The organism is Martinezella sp. CNPSo 3890 (assembly GCF_057784455.1).
Map to the genome: position 1 here is coordinate 92,152 of NZ_JBXSOR010000007.1, position 19,718 is coordinate 111,869.

Annotated in this window: 10 protein-coding genes; all 10 read left to right on the plus strand. The window is 60.6% G+C overall.

The window, feature by feature from the left end; genetic code table 11:
• Nucleotides 1–157 precede the first annotated feature (157 nt).
• Nucleotides 158–3,478, plus strand: coding sequence for a transglutaminase family protein (locus AC13RC_RS18135; protein WP_488558022.1), 3,321 nt, complete (start codon nt 158–160; stop codon nt 3,476–3,478).
• A gap of 13 nt (nt 3,479–3,491) precedes the next feature.
• Nucleotides 3,492–5,909 carry a circularly permuted type 2 ATP-grasp protein gene (locus AC13RC_RS18140; protein WP_488558023.1) on the plus strand — a complete coding sequence of 806 codons (2,418 nt, stop codon included), beginning with the start codon at nt 3,492–3,494 and terminating at the stop codon, nt 5,907–5,909.
• Between the two features lie 4 nt (nt 5,910–5,913).
• The gene (locus AC13RC_RS18145; RefSeq protein WP_488558024.1) at nt 5,914–6,792 is read left to right on the plus strand and encodes a transglutaminase family protein; all 879 of its coding nucleotides are present in this window, start codon (nt 5,914–5,916) and stop codon (nt 6,790–6,792) included.
• A gap of 146 nt (nt 6,793–6,938) precedes the next feature.
• Nucleotides 6,939–8,186 carry a vWA domain-containing protein gene (locus AC13RC_RS18150; RefSeq protein ID WP_488558025.1) on the plus strand — a complete coding sequence of 416 codons (1,248 nt, stop codon included), beginning with the start codon at nt 6,939–6,941 and terminating at the stop codon, nt 8,184–8,186.
• A 296-nt stretch (nt 8,187–8,482) separates the two neighbouring features.
• Nucleotides 8,483–10,945 (plus strand): glycogen/starch/alpha-glucan phosphorylase, encoded by a 2,463-nt coding sequence (locus AC13RC_RS18155; RefSeq protein WP_488558026.1) that lies wholly within the window; start codon nt 8,483–8,485, stop codon nt 10,943–10,945.
• A complete protein-coding gene (gene glgB / locus AC13RC_RS18160; RefSeq protein WP_113420206.1) occupies nt 10,942–13,149 on the plus strand; it encodes a 1,4-alpha-glucan branching protein GlgB in 2,208 nt (735 codons plus the stop codon). The genes AC13RC_RS18155 and glgB overlap by 4 nt, the downstream gene beginning before the upstream one ends.
• Before the next feature lie 27 nt (nt 13,150–13,176).
• Complete coding sequence (gene glgC, locus AC13RC_RS18165; RefSeq protein WP_113330514.1) at nt 13,177–14,439, plus strand: glucose-1-phosphate adenylyltransferase; 1,263 nt, start codon at nt 13,177–13,179, stop codon at nt 14,437–14,439.
• Between the two features lie 3 nt (nt 14,440–14,442).
• Complete coding sequence (gene glgA, locus AC13RC_RS18170; RefSeq protein WP_113330515.1) at nt 14,443–15,885, plus strand: glycogen synthase GlgA; 1,443 nt, start codon at nt 14,443–14,445, stop codon at nt 15,883–15,885.
• Between the two features lie 4 nt (nt 15,886–15,889).
• Nucleotides 15,890–17,518, plus strand: a complete 1,629-nt coding sequence (locus tag AC13RC_RS18175; RefSeq protein WP_069613291.1) for an alpha-D-glucose phosphate-specific phosphoglucomutase — start codon at nt 15,890–15,892, stop codon at nt 17,516–17,518.
• Nucleotides 17,519–17,725: 207 nt separating this feature from the next.
• Nucleotides 17,726–19,696: a glycogen debranching protein GlgX gene (glgX, locus tag AC13RC_RS18180; RefSeq protein ID WP_488558027.1), complete on the plus strand. Its 1,971-nt coding sequence runs from the start codon at nt 17,726–17,728 to the stop codon at nt 19,694–19,696.
• Nucleotides 19,697–19,718 lie beyond the last annotated feature (22 nt).

Below are 19,718 nucleotides of genomic sequence, written 5' to 3' on the forward strand. Positions count from 1 at the left end.
GAACGGCGGGCAAAAGCTCGCCGTTTTTGTTTTGGGGTTACATGGCAGGACTTTCCGAAGCGCCGGGAGACACCTTGCTTTCTTTCGCTGCATTGCACACACTGCTCCAAGGGAACAGCAATCACCGCACAACGATGCGGGCTAGGCGAAGAGACATATGGCGATCAAGGCGAGCATCTATCATCTCACCCATTACAAATACGACAACCCGGTCCGCCTCGGCCCCCAGATCATCCGCCTGAAACCCGCCTCGCATTCCAAGACGCGCGTGCTCAGCCATTCGCTGAAAGTCACGCCGTCAAACCATTTCGTCAATCTGCAGCAAGACCCATACGGCAACTATCTCGCCCGCTTCGTCTTTCCCGATCCGGTCACCGAGCTGAAGATCGAGGTCGATCTCATCGCTGACATGACAGTCTACAATCCCTTCGACTTCTTCGTCGAAGAGGAAGCCACCAAATGGCCCTTCGACTATCCCGAGACCATCCGCGAGGATCTGTCGATCTATATGAAGCCGGAGGAGCCTGGCCCCCGGCTGAAAGCCTTCCTCGCCACGCTCGACCGCTCAGAGCAAAAGACGGTCGACATGGTCGTCGGCCTCAATACGCGCCTGCAGCAGGAGATCGGCTATGTCATCCGCATGGAAGCCGGCGTCCAGACGCCTGAGGAGACGTTGGAAAAGGCAAAAGGCTCCTGCCGCGACACGAGCTGGCTGCTCGTTCAGGTGCTGCGCCATCTCGGACTCGCCGCCCGCTTCGTCTCAGGCTACCTCATCCAGCTCACGCCGGATCTGAAGGCGCTCGACGGCCCTTCCGGTACTGAAGTCGACTTCACCGACCTGCATGCCTGGGCGGAAGTCTATCTTCCCGGCGCCGGCTGGGTCGGCCTCGATCCGACCTCGGGCCTTCTGACGGGCGAGAGCCATATTCCGTTGGCCGCCACGCCGCATTACCGCAATGCCGCGCCGATCTCGGGGGGCTATTTCGGCGAGGCCAAGACCGAATTCGATTTCGACATGAAGGTTGCCCGCGTCGCCGAGCATCCGCGCATCACCAAGCCCTTCTCGGACGAAAGCTGGGATGCATTGAATGCGCTTGGCGAAAAGGTCGACACGATCCTGAAGGAAGACGACGTACGCCTGACCATGGGCGGCGAGCCGACCTTCGTGTCGATCGACGATTTCCAGTCCGACGAATGGAACACAGCCGCCGTCGGCCCGACCAAGCGTGAGAAAGCCGATACGCTGATCCGCCGCCTGCGCGAACGCTTCGCACCGAACGGCTTCCTGCATTACGGCCAGGGCAAATGGTATCCCGGCGAAAGCCTGCCGCGCTGGACTTTCTCGCTCTACTGGCGACGCGACGGCCTGCCGATCTGGTCGAACCCGGATCTAATTGCCAATGAGGGCCGCAACTACAGCGTCACCGAAGACGATGCCGGCCGACTGCTGACGGCCATTGCCGGCGAACTCGATATCGAACCGGACTATGTGGCGCCCGCCTTCGAGGACCCGGCCGAATGGCTGGTCAAGGAAGCGAACCTGCCCGAAAATGTCGATCCATCCAATTCGAAACTGAAGGATCCGGAAGAGCGTTCGCGCATGGCCCGCGTCTTCGAACGTGGACTGACTCGGCCGACGGGCTATGTCCTTCCCATACAGGCATGGAATGCGCGCGCCAGCGGCCGCCGCTGGACGAGCGAGAAATGGCGTACGCGCCGCGGCCGCATCTTCCTGACGCCCGGCGATAGCCCGGTCGGCTATCGCCTGCCGCTGAATTCGCTTGGCTGGATACCGGCATCGCAATATCCCTACATCAACCCGATGGATCCAACGATCCCCCGCGAGGCCCTGCCGGATTACAATGAAGACAAGGGCCGGCCGCTGCAAGCCGCTCATTTCCAACCCTTCACCGGCCAGCAGCCGATCATGCCGCAATCGGTCGATGAGATCGGCGGCTATGTCCGCACGGCCATCAGCGTCGAGCCTCGCGACGGGCGCCTCTGCATCTTCATGCCGCCGACGGTCAGCGTCGAGGATTACCTCGATCTTGTTGCCTCAGCGGAACGCGCAGCCGCAGCCCTGAACTTGCCGGTTCACATCGAGGGCTATCCGCCACCGCAGGACGAACGCATCAACGTCATCCGCGTTGCGCCCGATCCCGGCGTCATCGAAGTCAACATCCATCCGGCATCGAGCTGGAAGGAAGCCGTCGATATCACCACGGCGGTTTACGAAGAGGCACGCGCCAGCCGGCTCGGCACCGACAAGTTCATGATCGACGGCCGCCACACCGGCACCGGCGGCGGCAACCATGTCGTTGTGGGTGGCCGCAATACCATGGATAGCCCGTTCCTGCGCCGTCCCGACCTGTTGAAGAGCCTGGTGCTGCACTGGCAGCGCCATCCCTCGCTCTCCTATCTCTTTTCCGGCATGTTCATCGGCCCGACCAGCCAGGCCCCGCGCATCGACGAGGCCCGCCACGACAGTCTCTACGAACTGGAAATCGCGCTGGCGCAGGTGCCGGCGCCCGGTCGCGGCATTCAGCCGCTTCCCTGGCTGGTCGATCGCCTTTTCCGCAATCTTCTCACCGACGTCACCGGCAACACGCACCGCTCGGAAATCTGCATCGACAAGCTGTTTTCGCCTGATGGACCGACGGGACGCCTCGGCCTCGTCGAATTCCGCGGCTTCGAAATGCCGCCCAATGCGCGCATGAGCCTTGCCCAGCAATTGCTGGTGCGCGCGCTGATCGCCCGCTTCTGGCGCAATTCCATCGACGGAAGGTTCGTGCGCTGGGGCACGACGCTGCATGATCGCTTCATGCTGCCGCATTATATCTGGCAGGATTTCCTCGACGTCCTGGCCGATCTGCGCGAAAACGGTTTCGACCTCAAACCGGAATGGTTCCAGGCGCAGCTCGAATTCCGCTTCCCCTTCTGCGGCGAAGTCGAATACGAGGGCAGCAAGCTGGAACTGCGCCAGGCGCTGGAACCCTGGCACGTCATGGGCGAAGAAGGCGCGATCGGCGGCACCGTGCGCTATGTCGATTCATCGGTTGAGCGTCTGCAGGTGAGGTTCGAAACCGCCAATCCCTCCCGCTATACGGTAACCTGCAATGGCCGTCCTGTACCGCTGACGCCGACGGGAATGGCAGGCATCTCGGTCGCCGGTGTGCGTTACAAGGCATGGCATCCGGCCTCAGGTCTGCATCCCGTGCTTCCCATCGACACGCCGCTGACCTTCGATATCTACGATACATGGTCGCGCCGCTCGATCGGCGGCTGCATCTACCATGTTGCCCATCCGGGCGGCCGCAACTACGACACCTTCCCCGTTAATGGCAATGAGGCGGAAGCGCGACGTCTTGCGCGTTTCGAGCCTTGGGGGCATACAGCAGGTGGCTATGCCGTAAGACCGGAGACTGCATCGGTGGAATTCCCGCTGACGCTCGACCTCAGGCGTCCGGCAGGAATTTGAGACGGAACTGAGCATGGGTAGAAAACCGGCGACGGAACGGCGGGATGAGGCAAAGACCGGCACTGCCAAGGCGCCGGCCTTTGCCTATCGTCCCCTGCCCGGTGTGGCCGACGAAATGGTCGACAATACCGGCGCGGTCCGCCCAGTCTGGCAAAACTTCCTCTCGGCGCTGACGCGTATGACGGAAGAGGGATTGACCGAGCGCTTCGCCCGCGCCGACCGCTATTTGCGCGACGCCGGCGTCTTCTATCGCGCCTACGGAACGGCGGGCGTCAGCGAACGCAACTGGCCCATCTCCCATATCCCAGTGCTCATCGACGAGCGCGAATGGCAGGCGCTCTCCGAAGGCTTGCAACAGCGCGCCGATCTCTTGGAATCGATCATCGCCGATATCTATGGTGACAGCCGGCTGGTGAGCGAAGGGCTGCTGCCGCCAGCCTTGATTGCCGCCAATCCGGAATTCCTGCGTCCGCTTGTCGGCGTCAAGCCCGCAAGCGGCCATTATCTGCATTTCCTGGCTTTCGAGGTCGGCCGCGGTCCTGATGGCAACTGGTGGGTACTGGCCGACCGCGCACAGGCGCCATCCGGCGCCGGCTTCGCTCTCGAAACTCGTGTCGCTACCACCCGTGCCTTTTCCGATATCTATGCCGAAACCAAGGTTCATCGTCTTGCCTCCTTCTTCGGTGCCTTTCGCGATGCGCTTCTTGGCGGCAAGCGCGGAGCCGAAGGACGTGTCGCCGTCCTGACGCCGGGGCCTGCCAACGAGACTTATTACGAGCACGCCTATATCGCCCGCTATCTCGGCTTCATGCTGCTGGAGGGCGAGGATATCACGGTCGTCAACGATCAGCTGATGGTGCGCACCGTCGCGGGGCTGCGACCGATCAGTGTCCTCTGGCGCCGCCTCGATGCCTCCTATGCCGATCCGCTGGAGCTCAACCAGCATTCCCATATCGGCACGCCCGGCCTCGTCGAAGCCCTGCGGGCGCAGACGGTGACGATCGTCAATGCACTCGGCTCCGGCATTCTCGAGACCAGAGCGCTGCTCGCCTTCATGCCGACCATTTGCCGGCATTTGCGCGGCGAGGAGCTGAAGCTGCCCTCTATCGCGACCTGGTGGTGCGGTCAGAAGCGCGAGCGGGAACATGTCGCCGCCAATATCGAAAAAATGGTCATCGGCCCGGCCTATTCCTGCATGCCCTTCTTTGATGACAACGGCCAATCGGTGTTGGGTTCGACATTACGCAGCACCGCCCGCGATTCGATCGCGGACTGGCTGGCGACTGAGGGTCACAAGCTGGTGGGCCAGGAGGTCGTGACACTTTCGACGACGCCGGCCTGGGTCAATAGCAGGCTGACGCCACGGCCGATGAGCTTGCGCGTCTTCGCCGCCCGCACGGAAAACGGCTGGCAGATCATGCCGGGCGGCTTTGCCCGCATCGGCAGCGGCGACGATGTCGCGGCGATCGCAATGCAGGCCGGCGGTTCGGCCGCCGATGTCTGGATCGTCTCCGACAAGCCCGTCGAGGCGCACACGCTTCTGCCGGCCGAAGAAACTTTCACCCGCAACATGCCGGGCAGCCTGCCGAGCCGGGCGGCCGACAACCTTTTCTGGCTCGGCCGCTATATCGAGCGCGCTGAAGGGGCGTTGCGCATCCTGCGCGCCTGGCATGGCCGTTTTGCCGAAGCGGCCGATCCGAACCAGCCGCTGCTTGCCGATGTCAGCGCCTATCTTGCCGCCATCGATATCGATACCAAGCAGGCGGTGCCGGAAACCCTGCTGCGCAACATCGACAGCGCCGTCTATTCGGCAAGCAATATTCGCGACCGCTTCTCTCCCGACGGCTGGCTGGCGCTGAACGATCTCGCCAAGACGGCACGCCGCTTCAAGGAAGGGGTGAAACCTGGCGACGATGCCAGCCATGCCATGACGATCTTGCTGCGCAAGCTCGCGGGCTTTGCCGGTCTCGTGCATGAAAACATGTACCGCTTCACCGGCTGGCGCTTTCTGTCGCTCGGCCGCTATATCGAGCGCGGCCTGCACATGACACGGCTGCTCGGCCATATGTCCGGCCCCGATGCGCCCGACGGCGCGCTCGACATGCTGCTTGAAATCGGCGACAGCGTCATGACCCATCGTCGCCGCTACAACGTCAATACCGCTCGGCTGACAGTGACGGATCTGCTCGCACTCGATCCGCTCAACCCGCGCTCGATTCTCTTCCAGATGAACGAGATCCACCGCGAGGTCGAACAGCTCCCGAACGCTTACGTCAACGGCCAGATGTCGCCTTTTTTCCGCGAGGCCATGCGCCTGCATTCAGGGTTGGCTGTCATGACGCCCGAAGCGATGACGGTCGAAGTCTACCAGCAGCTGGCGCGCGAACTGGAGCGGCTGTCCGACCTGCTGGCACGCACCTATCTCGGATGACGTAATGCTCTACGATCTCTCGCTTCACATGGGCTACATCTACGACGTGCCGGCAAGCGGCGCGCGGCATATCCTGCGCGTCATGCCGCTCTCACTGCCCAATCGGCAGAGGCTGATCGCCGGCTCGGTAAAGATAACCCCGGGTCCGGACGAGCAATCCAACTTCACGGATTTCTTCCAGCATCCGGCGACCTCGATCCTGGTTCGCGATCCGCATGAAAGGCTCGACATCCGCATGCAGGCGCGCGTTCAGGTGGAAAGCCAGCCCGTCGGGGCCGACTTCTCGCCGCTGCTGGCCAAGTTGCCGGAAGAGATCGAAGACTGCTGGTCGATCGATCCGTCTTCACCCCACCATTTCCTCGGCAGCAGCCCGCGCCTGCCGGACACGGGCGAAATCACCGATTACGCCAGGCAATGGAAATCGACCAAACTGACGACACTGCAGATTGCGCATGCGGTCTGCGCGCAGATCCACAAGGACTTCACCTACGATCCCAAGGCGACGACGGTCGATACCACCCCCAAGGACGCATTTCGCCTCAAGCGCGGGGTCTGCCAGGATTTTTCGCATGTGATGATCATCGCGCTCCGCAGCCTCGGTATCCCTGCCGGCTATGTCAGCGGCTTCTTGCGCACCATTCCGCCGCCCGGCAAGGAAAGACTGGAAGGCGCCGACGCCATGCACGCCTGGGTGCGCGTCTGGTGCGGTGAGACGGCAGGCTGGATCGAGCTCGATCCGACCAACAATATTCCTGCCGGCACGGATCACATCGTCGTCGCCTATGGTCGCGATTATTCGGACGTTGCCCCCGTTATCGGCGTACTGAAGAGCTACGGCAATCAGAAAGCCGTTCAGGCAGTAGATGTCGTTCCACTAAAATAGAATATACTTAAAGTAGTAAAAATCTGAAGCAAATCGCGCCAGATTATGTAGTTTGTTAAAAATCAACTGACCGCTTAAACCTTCAACTAATATCTGTAATCGATAGTCCCGCCATTCTTGAGACTGAAGCTCTTTTATAGGCGGACATGATGGTTGCCGGCTCGGATTTACTTCGCATTGCAAAACAACTTCTACGAGATAAAGCCGGGAACTTCGGCATCCTGACGGCGATTGCAGTACCCGTGCTGGCTGTTGCGGGAGGTGTAGCCGTCGATGTCACGAACATGTCGTTGACACGCAGTCAGCTGCAGGAGTCAACGGATGCTGCGGCACTCGCTACAGCAACGGCGCTCGCTGAAGGCAGTGCGACCACGACGACCGCCAAGGATATGGCCAATAATTTTGTCCTCGGCCAGATGTCGAATTATCTCGCCGGCAATGTGGATGCTACGAATTCACTGAAAGCGGGCACCAGTACGACGGTTACAAAAACGACCGATTCCTCCGGGAATTCGGGTTACACGGTCGTTGTAAATGCATCCTATTCAATGCCCGTGAACAGCATGACCCGCCTGACGGGCCAGAGTTCCCTGAACATTTCTGCGTCCAGCACGTCAACCAGCGGAAAGACTACCGAAACCCAGCAGAATGCGCTGTCGATGTATTTTGTTCTGGACCGCTCCGGATCCATGGATGAAGCCACGGACACGGTCAATACCCAGCAGCCGACCACGACATATACCTATAGCTGCTTGAAGACGAATGCGAACGGCCGACAGGTGTGGAGTACGTGCACCGGCACCAAGACGAATTACTACACCAAAATGGAATCGCTGAAGATTGCCACGTCCAATCTGGCTGCACAGCTAAACAGTGCCGACCCGAACATGATGTACGTTCGAACAGGCGCGGACTCCTATAACAATGTCGCTCAGACACCTACGGCCCTGGCTTGGGGTACGAGCGGCATCACGACGTATGTCAACAATCTGACTTCGAGCGGCTCCACGAATTCGGCCCCCGCGTTTACGGCCGCTGTCGACGCATTGACGAAATCGTCCCCGACGTCAGGACTGACATATGAGCAGCTCCAACATAAGGACAAGAGCGGCGTCCTGAACCCGACCATGTACATCGTATTCATGACCGACGGAGAAAACAACGTGACAAATGCGGACACGGATACCAAAGCACAATGCGACAAGGCGCGCAGCAACGGCATCCACGTGTACACGATTGCCTTCATGGCACCGGAGAATGGCCAGGCCTTGCTGAAGTATTGCGCTACTTCAGCCTCCGACTACTTTACGCCCCAAAGCGCTGCGGATCTCTTCAAGGCATTTACGACAATCGCCACGGAAACATCGAAGCAGATGACGCTGCTGACGAAGTGATCTCGCTGGCAATAGCACCAAGCAACCATAGATAGACAGCAAAGAAAAAGCCGCGCGATGCGAGTATCGCGCGGCTTTTCGTTTGATCGATGCGCGAATAAAAGCCCGAAACATCATCGGAATCAAGTCTTTTCCGACTCAGGGCAGACCTTTGGCGGCATTTTTCGCATCCGCCCAACTCGCTTGTTGCAACTGCTTTACATCGGTGCGTAAACTGATAGTGACACGGAAAGGCAAATCGATTTAATTGAGCGTAACACGCTGAATATAAATCATAAATGGCGAGAGTTGATAGTATGAATAACTTGACGAAAGCCGATCTCCCCGTTCCAGCCCCGCGCAGTTCCCGCCCCGAAATCCTTGCCGAAGAAATCATCGAGCGCCTGACATACCGTATCGGCAAGGACGCGAAGGTCGCCAAGCCACATGACTGGCTGACGGCAACGATCCTGGTCATCCGCGACCGCGTCATCGACAAATGGATCGAATCCACCCGCAAGGTCTATCAGACCGGTGCCAAGCGCGTTTACTATCTGTCTCTCGAATTCCTCATCGGCCGCCTGATGCGCGACGCCATCTCCAATCTGGGCCTGATGGAGGAAATCACCAACGCTCTCGCTTCGCTGGGCGTCGATATTCGTGTCATCGCCGGCCTTGAGCCCGACGCAGCGCTCGGCAATGGCGGCCTTGGCCGTCTTGCCGCCTGCTTCATGGAATCCATGGCAACCGTCGATGTGCCGGCCTATGGCTATGGCATTCGTTACGTGCATGGTCTCTTCCGTCAGCAGATGGCCGATGGCTGGCAAGTGGAATTGCCCGAAACCTGGCTAGCGCACGGCAACCCATGGGAATTCGAACGCCAGGAAAGCTCCTATGAAATCGGCTTCGGCGGTGCTGTCGAGACCATCGGCGGTCACGACGATCAGCCGCGTTACGTCTGGAAGCCGGCCGAGCGCGTCATCGCCACGGCATTCGACACGCCCGTCGTCGGCTGGCGCGGCAGGCGCGTCAACACGCTGCGCCTCTGGTCGGCGCAACCGATCGACCCGATCCTGCTTGATGCCTTCAACGCCGGCGACCACATCGGCGCGCTACGCGAAAGCAACAAGGCCGAAAGCCTGACCCGCGTTCTCTATCCCGCCGATGCGACGCCCGCCGGTCAGGAGCTGCGCCTGCGCCAGGAATTCTTCTTCTCGTCCGCCTCGCTGCAGGACATCCTTCGCCGCCACCTGCAGCAATATGACGACCTGACCAATCTCGCCGACAAGGTTGCGATCCAGCTGAACGACACGCATCCGGCCGTCTCCGTCACGGAAATGATGCGCCTGCTGATCGATGTCCACGGCTTCGATTTCGACAAGGCCTGGGATATCACCAGAAACACCTTTGGCTACACCAACCACACCCTGCTGCCGGAAGCGCTCGAAAGCTGGCCCGTACCGCTATTCGAGCGGCTTTTGCCGCGGCACATGCAGATCGTCTACGCCATCAACGCCAAGGTTCTGGTCGAAGCGCGCAAGCTGCGCAATTTCAGCGACACCGAAATCCGCTCGATCTCGCTGATCGACGAGAATGGTGATCGCCGCGTGCGCATGGGCAATCTCGCCTTCGTCGGCTCGCATTCGATCAACGGCGTTTCCGCGCTTCATACCGACTTGATGAAGGTCACGGTCTTCGCCGACCTGCACAAGCTCTATCCCGATCGCATCAACAATAAGACGAACGGCATCACACCGCGGCGCTGGCTGATGCAATGCAATCCCGGGCTGACCAATCTCGTACGCGAAACTATCGGCGACGCCTTCCTCGACGATGCGGAACAGCTGAAGCCGCTGGATCAGTTCGCCCACGACAGCGCCTTCCAGGAGAAGTTCGCCGCCGTCAAGCGTGCCAACAAGGTGCAGCTCTCCAACCTCGTCGCCAGCCGCATGGGCATCAAGCTCGATCCGAACGCGATGTTCGATATCCAGATCAAGCGCATCCATGAATACAAGCGCCAGCTCCTGAACGTCATTGAGGCAGTGGCACTTTACGACCAGATCCGCTCGCATCCGGAACTTGACTGGCAGCCGCGCGTCAAGCTCTTTGCCGGCAAGGCGGCGCCGAGCTATCACAACGCGAAGCTCATCATCAAGCTGATCAACGACGTCGCCCGCGTCATCAACAACGATCCGTCCGTACGCGGCCTCCTGAAGGTCGTCTTCGTGCCGAACTACAACGTCTCGCTGGCAGAAGTCATGGTTCCGGCCGCCGACCTTTCGGAGCAGATTTCGACCGCCGGCATGGAAGCCTCCGGCACCGGCAACATGAAATTCGGCCTCAACGGCGCGTTGACCATCGGCACGCTTGACGGCGCCAATGTCGAAATGCGCGACAATGTCGGCGAGGACAATATCGTCATCTTCGGACTGCGGGCCGACGAGGTCGCGAACCTGCGCAGCGACGGTCACAATCCGCGCGCCATTATCGAGCGCTCGCGCGAATTGGCTCAAGCACTTTCGGCCATTGCCTCCGGCGTCTTCTCTCCCGACGATCGCAACCGCTACGCCAGCCTGATCGACGGCATCTATAGCCACGACTGGTTCATGGTCGCTGCCGATTTCGACGCCTATGCCTCGGCACAGCGCGAAGTCGACATTCTCTGGGCCAACCCGTCGGAGTGGTACGCAAAGACAATCAACAATACCGCTCGCATGGGCTGGTTCTCCTCCGACCGGACGATCCGTCAATACGCCAAGGAAATCTGGAGAGCCGGATGAAAAAGCCGAAAAAAACCGCTGACGCCACGAGCTCGAGCGATATTTCGGCAGAGGATATTGCTGCAATTCTCGCAGGCACCCATTCCGATCCGTTCGCCGTTCTCGGCGTTCACAAGACGGATGACGGCTATGTGGCCCGCTGTTTCATCCTTGGCGCGGAAGCCGTCACCGCCACGGCACTCGACGGTTCCGTCATCGGCGAGCTCGCATGCCTTGATCCGGCAGGCTTCTTTTCCGGCGACGTCAAGCTCGCCAAGCAGCAGCCGGTCCGCTATCGCGCACGGCGCGGCGATGCAGAATGGGCGGTAACCGATCCCTATAGCTTCGGTCCAGTTCTCGGGCCGATGGACGATTATTTTGCGCGCCAGGGCACGCATCTGCGCCTGTTCGACAAGATGGGCGCCCATCCCCTGAAGCACGAGGGCGTGCAGGGCTTTCATTTCGCCGTCTGGGCGCCAAATGCGCAGCGCGTTTCCGTCGTCGGCGATTTCAACAATTGGGATGGCCGCCGGCACGTCATGCGTTTCCGTGCCGACAGCGGCATCTGGGAGATATTCGCCCCGGATGTGCCAGCCGGGGTCGCCTACAAGTTTGAGATCCGTGGCCATGATGGCGTCTTGCTGCCGTTGAAGGCCGATCCTTTTGCCCGACGCAGCGAGCTGCGCCCGAAGACGGCTTCGGTCACCGCCAACGAACTGCTTCAGGTCTGGGACGATTCGGCGCATCGCGAACATTGGGCAAGCGTCGACCAGCGCCGCCAGCCGATCTCCATCTACGAGGTACATGCCGGTTCCTGGCAGCGCCGCGACGACGGTTCGATGCTGTCATGGGACGAGCTTGCCTCGCGCCTCATCCCCTATTGCGTCGACATGGGCTTCACCCATATCGAATTCCTGCCGATCACCGAACACCCCTACGATCCGTCCTGGGGCTATCAGACCACGGGTCTTTACGCCCCGACGGCCCGCTTCGGCGAACCGGAAGGCTTTGCCCGTTTCGTCAACGGCTGCCACAAGGTCGGCATCGGCGTTATCCTCGATTGGGTGCCGGCGCATTTTCCGACCGACGAACATGGCCTGCGCTGGTTCGATGGAACCGCCCTCTACGAGCATGAGGACCCGCGCAAGGGTTTTCACCCCGACTGGAACACGGCGATTTACAATTTCGGCCGCACCGAGGTTCTCGCCTATCTGCTGAACAACGCACTCTACTGGGCGGAAAAATACCACCTGGACGGTTTGCGCGTGGATGCCGTCGCCTCCATGCTCTACCTCGACTATTCCCGCAAGCACGGCGAATGGATCCCGAACGAATATGGCGGCAACGAAAATCTCGAAGCCGTCCGCTTCCTGCAGTCGGTGAATACCCGGATCTATGGTGCACATCCCGGCGTCATGACCATCGCGGAGGAATCGACCTCCTGGCCGAAAGTATCCCAGCCGGTTCATGAAGGCGGCCTCGGCTTCGGCTTCAAGTGGAACATGGGCTTCATGCACGACACGCTGAGCTATCTCGCCCGCGAACCCGTGCACCGCAAATATCACCACAACGAGCTGACCTTCGGCCTGATCTACGCCTTCTCGGAAAACTTCGTCCTGCCGCTCTCGCATGATGAAGTCGTCCACGGCAAGGGATCGCTGATCGCCAAGATGTCCGGCGACGACTGGCAGAAATTCGCCAATCTGCGCGCCTACTATGCCTTCATGTGGGGCTATCCCGGCAAGAAGCTGCTGTTCATGGGCCAGGAATTCGCACAATGGAGCGAATGGAGCGAGGAGCGTGCCCTGGACTGGAACCTGCTGCAGTACCGCATGCATGAAGGCATGCGCCGCCTCGTTCGCGACCTCAATTTCACCTATCGCAGCAAGCCGGCACTCCACGCCCGCGACTGCGAGGGCGATGGCTTCGAATGGCTTGTCGTCGACGATTTCGAAAACTCGGTCTTCGCCTGGCTGCGCAAGGCGCCGGGCGAAAAGCCGGTTGCCGTCATCACCAATTTCACGCCAGTCTATCGAGAGAATTACACTTTGCGTCTGCCAGCTGAGGGGCGGTGGCGCGAGATATTGAATACCGATGCCGACATCTACGGCGGCAGCGGCAAGGGGAATGGCGGGCGTGTCCAGGCCGTCAATGCAGGCGGAGGCGTACATGCGATCATAACGCTGCCTCCGCTGGCGACCATCATGCTCGAACCGGAATTCTGAGATCACTACGGACAGGGAGGAATAAAAATGGTAGAAAAACGTTTCCAGCCGCTGGCACGCGATGCCATGGCCTACGTTCTTGCCGGGGGCCGCGGCAGCCGCCTGAAAGAACTGACCGACCGCCGTGCCAAGCCAGCCGTCTATTTCGGCGGCAAGACCCGGATCATCGATTTCGCGCTGTCAAACGCGCTCAATTCCGGCATCCGCCGCATCGGCGTCGCGACGCAATACAAGGCCCATTCGCTGATCCGCCACATGCAGCGCGGCTGGAACTTCTTTCGTCCCGAACGAAACGAAAGCTTCGATATCCTGCCGGCCTCGCAGCGCGTTTCCGAAACGCAGTGGTACGAGGGCACCGCGGACGCCGTCTATCAGAACATCGACATCATCGAGCCCTATGGTCCGGAATACATGGTCATCCTCGCCGGCGACCACATCTACAAGATGGACTATGAATGGATGCTGCAGCAACATGTCGATTCCGGCGCTGACGTCACCATCGGCTGCCTGGAAGTGCCGCGTATGGAAGCTGTCGGCTTTGGCGTCATGCACGTCGACGATAAGGATCAGATCATCGACTTCGTCGAGAAGCCGGCCGATCCGCCAGGCATCCCCGGCAACCCCGATTTCGCGCTCGCCTCGATGGGCATCTACGTCTTCCACACGAAATTCCTGATCGAATGCCTGAAGCGCGATGCGGCCGACCCAAATTCCAGCCGCGACTTCGGCAAGGACATCATTCCCCATATCGTCAAGAACGGCAAAGCCATCGCTCACCGCTTCACGCAATCCTGCGTTCGTTCGGATTTCGAGCGCGAGGCCTATTGGCGGGACGTCGGAACGGTGGACGCCTATTGGCAGGCCAATATCGACCTGACCGCCGTGGTGCCGGAGCTCGACATCTACGACAAATCCTGGCCGATCTGGACCTATGCCGAAATCACGCCGCCGGCCAAATTCGTTCATGACGACGAAGATCGCCGCGGCTCCGCCATCTCCTCGGTCATTGCCGGCGATTGCATCATTTCCGGCGCGAGCCTCTACAACAGCCTGCTCTTCACCGGTGTCCGCGCCAATTCCTACTCCAAGCTGGAAGGCGCCGTCGTGCTGCCGAGTGTCAAGATCGGCCGCCGCGCGCAGCTGAAGAATGTCGTCATCGACCATGGCGTCACCATTCCCGAAGGTCTGATAGTCGGTGAGGATCCGGAACTCGATGCCAAGCGTTTCCGCCGCACGGAAAGCGGCATCTGCCTCATCACCCAATCGATGATCGACAAGCTGGATTTGTAACCTATGAAGGTTCTCTCGGTTTCGTCCGAAGTCTTCCCCCTCATCAAGACAGGGGGCCTTGCCGATGTGGCCGGCGCCCTGCCTATTGCACTGAAGCCCTATGGCGTTGAAACCAAGACCCTCATCCCGGGCTACCCTGCGGTCATGAAAGCCATCCGCGATCCGGTTGCCCGTCTGGAGCTTCCGGACCTCCTTGGCGAGGCAGCCACCATTCTCGAGGTCGAGCACGCGGGAATTTCCTTCCTCGTGCTCGATGCGCCGGCCTATTACAGCCGCACCGGCGGCCCCTATGTGGATGCGACGGGCAAGGATTACCCCGACAACTGGCGTCGTTTCGCCGCGCTGTCGCTCGCCGGTGCGGAAATTGCCGCCGGCCTCCTGCCCGGCTGGCGGCCGGATCTCGTGCATGCGCATGACTGGCAGTCGGCCTTGGTGCCGGTCTACATGCGCTACTATCCGACGCCGGAGCTGCCGAGTGTGCTGACCATCCACAACATCGCATTCCAGGGCCAGTTCGGCGCCGACATCTTCCCCGGCCTGCGCCTGCCGGCCCACGCTTTCTCCATGGAAGGCATCGAATATTACGGCGATGTCGGCTTCCTGAAAGGCGGGCTACAGACGGCACATGCCCTAACCACCGTCAGCCCATCCTATGCGGAAGAAATCCTGACGCCGGAATTCGGCATGGGCCTCGAAGGCGTCATCGCCAGCAGGGCCTACAATCTCTACGGCATCGTCAACGGTATCGACGATGACATCTGGAACCCTGCGACCGATCCGATGATCGCGCAGACCTATAGCGCGGCGACGCTGAAGGATCGCGCCATCAACCGTCATCGGGTCGTCGAGCATTTCGGTCTCGACGACGATGACGGTCCGATCTTCTGCGTCGTCAGCCGCCTCACCTGGCAGAAGGGCATGGATATTCTGGCTGAAGTTGCCAGCGAGATCGTCCACATGGGCGGCAAGCTCGCAATTCTCGGCGCAGGTGATGCAGCGCTGGAGGGCGCGCTTTTTGCCGCAGCCGGCCGTCATCGCGGTCGCGTCGGTGTTTCGGCCGGCTACAACGAACCCATGTCGCACCTGATGCAGGCCGGCTGTGATGCGATTATCATTCCCTCGCGCTTCGAACCCTGTGGCCTCACGCAGCTTTATGGCTTACGCTATGGCTGCTTACCCATCGTTGCGCGAACGGGCGGGCTGAACGATACGATTATCGACGCCAACCATGCCGCGCTGCAGGCAAAAGTCGCGACCGGCATTCAATTTTCGCCCATCACCGCGGAGGGGCTTTTGCAGGCCGTGCGCCGTGCCATGCATCTTTTCCCGGATCGAAAGGTCTGGACGCAGATGCAAAAGCAGGGCATGAAATCCGACGTATCCTGGGGCAGGAGCGCAGAACGCTACGCCGCTCTCTACTCCAGTCTAGTCTCGAGAGGCGCTTAACCCGATGATTAAAACAGTACCCACCACCCCCTTCGCGGACCAGAAACCAGGTACTTCGGGCCTGCGAAAGAAGGTTCCGGTGTTCCAGCAGCCGAACTACGCGGAAAACTTCATCCAGTCGATTTTTGATTCGCTCGAAGGCTATCAGGGCAAGTGCCTGGTCATCGGCGGCGATGGCCGCTACTACAATCGCGAAGTCATCCAGAAGGCCATCAAGATGGCCGCCGCGAATGGCTTCGGCAAGGTGATGGTCGGCAAGGGCGGCATCCTCTCGACGCCCGCAGCCTCCAACATCATCCGCAAGTACAAGGCCTTCGGCGGTATCATCCTGTCGGCCAGCCACAATCCCGGCGGCCCGACGGAAGACTTCGGCATCAAGTACAACATCGGCAATGGCGGCCCCGCGCCTGAAAAGATTACCGACGCTATCTACGAGCGCTCCAAGGTGATCGAAAGCTACAAGATTGCCGATTTCCCGGATATCAACCTCGACCGCATCGGCCGCGAAGATATCGACGGCATGATCGTTTCGGTCATCGATCCGGTCGAAGATTATGCAGCCCTGATGGAAGAGCTGTTCGATTTCGGCGCCATCCGCAACCTGATCAGCCTAGGCTTCCGCATCTGCTTCGATGCGATGAGCGCCGTCACCGGCCCTTATGCCAAGGAAATCTTTGAAATCCGTCTTGGCGCCCCGGATGGATCGGTGCGCAACTTCCTGCCGCTGCCGGATTTCGGCGGCCATCATCCGGACCCGAACCTCGTCTACTGCAAGGAGCTCTACGACGACATGATGAGCGACGATGCGCCCGATTTCGGCGCAGCATCGGACGGCGACGGCGACCGCAATCTCATCATCGGCAAGGGCATCTACGTCACCCCGTCCGACAGCCTGGCGATCCTGGCAGCCAACGCCAACCTCGCTCCCGGCTATTCGCATGGCATCGCCGGCATCGCCCGTTCGATGCCGACAAGCGGCGCCGCCGACCGTGTTGCCGAAAAGCGCGGTGTCGGCATCTACGAAACGCCCACCGGCTGGAAATTCTTCGGCAACCTGCTCGACGCCGGCATGGCGACGATCTGCGGCGAGGAAAGCTCCGGCACCGGCTCCAACCATGTTCGCGAAAAGGATGGCCTTTGGGCCGTGCTGCTCTGGCTGAACATCCTTGCCGTGCGCGGCGAGAGCGTCATCGATATCGTGACGCAGCATTGGGCCGCCTATGGCCGCAACTATTATTCCCGCCACGACTATGAGGGCGTCGATACCGATGCTGCCAACGGCCTGATTGCAGCGCTGCGCGAAAAGCTGCCGACCCTGCCGGGCACGAAGTTCGGCGACCTCACGGTTTCCGCCGCCGACGATTTTGCCTATCACGATCCGGTCGACAAGTCGGTCAGCCAGCATCAGGGCATCCGCATCATGTTCGAGGGCGGCTCGCGCGTCGTCTTCCGCCTCTCGGGCACCGGCACGACGGGCGCAACGCTGCGCGTCTATATCGAGCGTTACGAGCCCGATTCGACCCGCCACAATATCGAGACCCAGGAAGCGCTGGCCGATCTCATCACGGCCGCTCAGGATATCGCCGACATCAAGGGCCGCACCGGCCGCGATGCACCGACGGTGATTACCTGACGGCAATTTGCAGAACCCCCTCACCCTGCCCTCTCCCCGAGGGGAGAGGAGGATTGTGCCTAAGGACCTTCTCCCCTCGGGGAGAAGGTGGATTTCGGTGATTGAGCGGAGCGAAATCGCCGAAAGACGGATGAGGGGGTTATCCGGGAGCGACGGCAAATTGCATCACGTTCGTTCCAACGTCCTAAAATGGAAAGCCCGCAAGACATGTCCGAACCGACAACCCGCTACCTTGGCGCCACCCTCACTGAATCCGGTGTCGAATTTGCTGTCTATTCTAGGCATGCTGAGCGGATAGAGCTTTGCCTGTTCGACGCCGAGGGCCACAAGGAAATCGCGCGTCTGCCGCTCGCCCGCGACGGCGATGAACACCGCCTCTTTGTGAAAGATGTGGGGGAAGGCACGCGCTACGGCCTGCGCGCCCATGGCACCTACGATCCCGATCGCGGCCTATGGTTCGACCCATCCAAGCTGCTTGTCGATCCCTATGCCAAGGAGATCGATCGGCCGTTTCGCTACGATCCGCGCCTTGGGGTCTACGGCGCCGATACGCAGGATCTCATGCCGAAGGCGATCGTCTCGCGCGATATCGCGGTGAAGCCAGCCAAGCCCTTGTTTCAGCCGGGCGGCCTGATCTACGAAATCGCGGTAAAGCCGTTCACCATGCTGCATCCCGATGTGCCGGCGAAACAGCGCGGCACGCTTGGCGCCCTCGCCCATCCCTCAATCATTGCGCATCTCAAGCGCCTGCAGGTCGACGCCGTCGAGTTGATGCCGATCACCGCATGGATCGACGAACGTCATCTGCCGCCGCTCGGCCTCACCAATGGCTGGGGCTACAATCCCGTTGCCTTCATGGCGCTCGACTCGCGTCTCGTACCCGGCGGCATGAAGGAGTTGCGCGAGACAGTTGCCGCCCTTCACGCCGAAGGCATCGCCGTCATCCTCGATCTCGTCTTCAACCATACGGGCGAGAGCGACCGTCAAGGCCCGACGCTATCCCTGCGCGGCCTCGATAACCCCACTTATTTCCGCAGCCTGCCGGATCAGCCCGGGACGCTTGTCAACGATACCGGCACGGGAAACACCGTTGCATGCGATCAGCCGGCGACACGCAAGCTCATCATCGACAGCCTACGGCATTTCGTCCGCAATGCCGGGATCGACGGTTTCCGCTTCGATCTCGCCACCGTGCTCGGCCGCAACGGCAAGGGCTTCGATCCGGAAAGCATGACGCTGCGCACCATGCTGGCGGACGAGGTGCTGCAGGATCGAATCATGATCGCCGAACCCTGGGACATCGGTCCAGGCGGTTATCAGCTCGGAAATTTCCCGGCACCTTTCCTCGAATGGAACGACCGCGCTCGCGACGACCTGCGCCGCTTCTGGCGCGGCGATGCCGGCATCGGCGATCTGGCAACGATCCTTGCCGGCTCTTCGTCCATCTTTGGCCGTGACGGGCGGACACAGACGCGCAGCGTCAACTTCCTCGCCGCCCATGACGGCTTCACCCTGATGGATCTCGTGTCCTACGAGAACAAGCACAATGAGGCCAATGGCGAGAACAATCGCGATGGTCACAACGAGAACTTCTCCTGGAACAACGGCATCGAGGGAAAAACGGATGATCCCTCGGTCCAGCGCAAGCGCCGCGCCGATATTGAAGCTATGCTGTCAACGCTCTTTGCCACGCGCGGCGCTATCATGCTGACGGCAGGCGATGAAGGCGGGCGCAGCCAGCAGGGCAACAACAATGCCTATTGCCAGGACAACGCCATCACCTGGATGGACTGGAAGACGCTGGACGAGGAACTGATCGGCCATACTGCCTGGCTCGCCGGCCTGCGCCGCCGCTTCACCGCCTTTGGCGACATGAATTTCTTCCGGGGTGATGGTGACGTGCTTTGGTTTTCAGGCGCAGGGACGCCAATGACGGTGCCGGATTGGGAGGCGCCAGGAGCGGCCGTGCTTGGCATGGCGCTGGAAACAGCGGATCGCGCGACGCATCGATCGACGCGACTCGCCATAATCTTCAATCGCGCCGCAGACGAACGCGCCGTTACATTGCCGGCTTCCGAGAGCGGCGGCTGGTCCCTGCTGACGACAGCAGGCGAAACGCCAGCCGGAGAGCAGATCGCTATTCCCGCCCGCGCTGTCGCCTTCCTTCTGGAAAACTGATCACGGTTGCACTTTCAGTCTC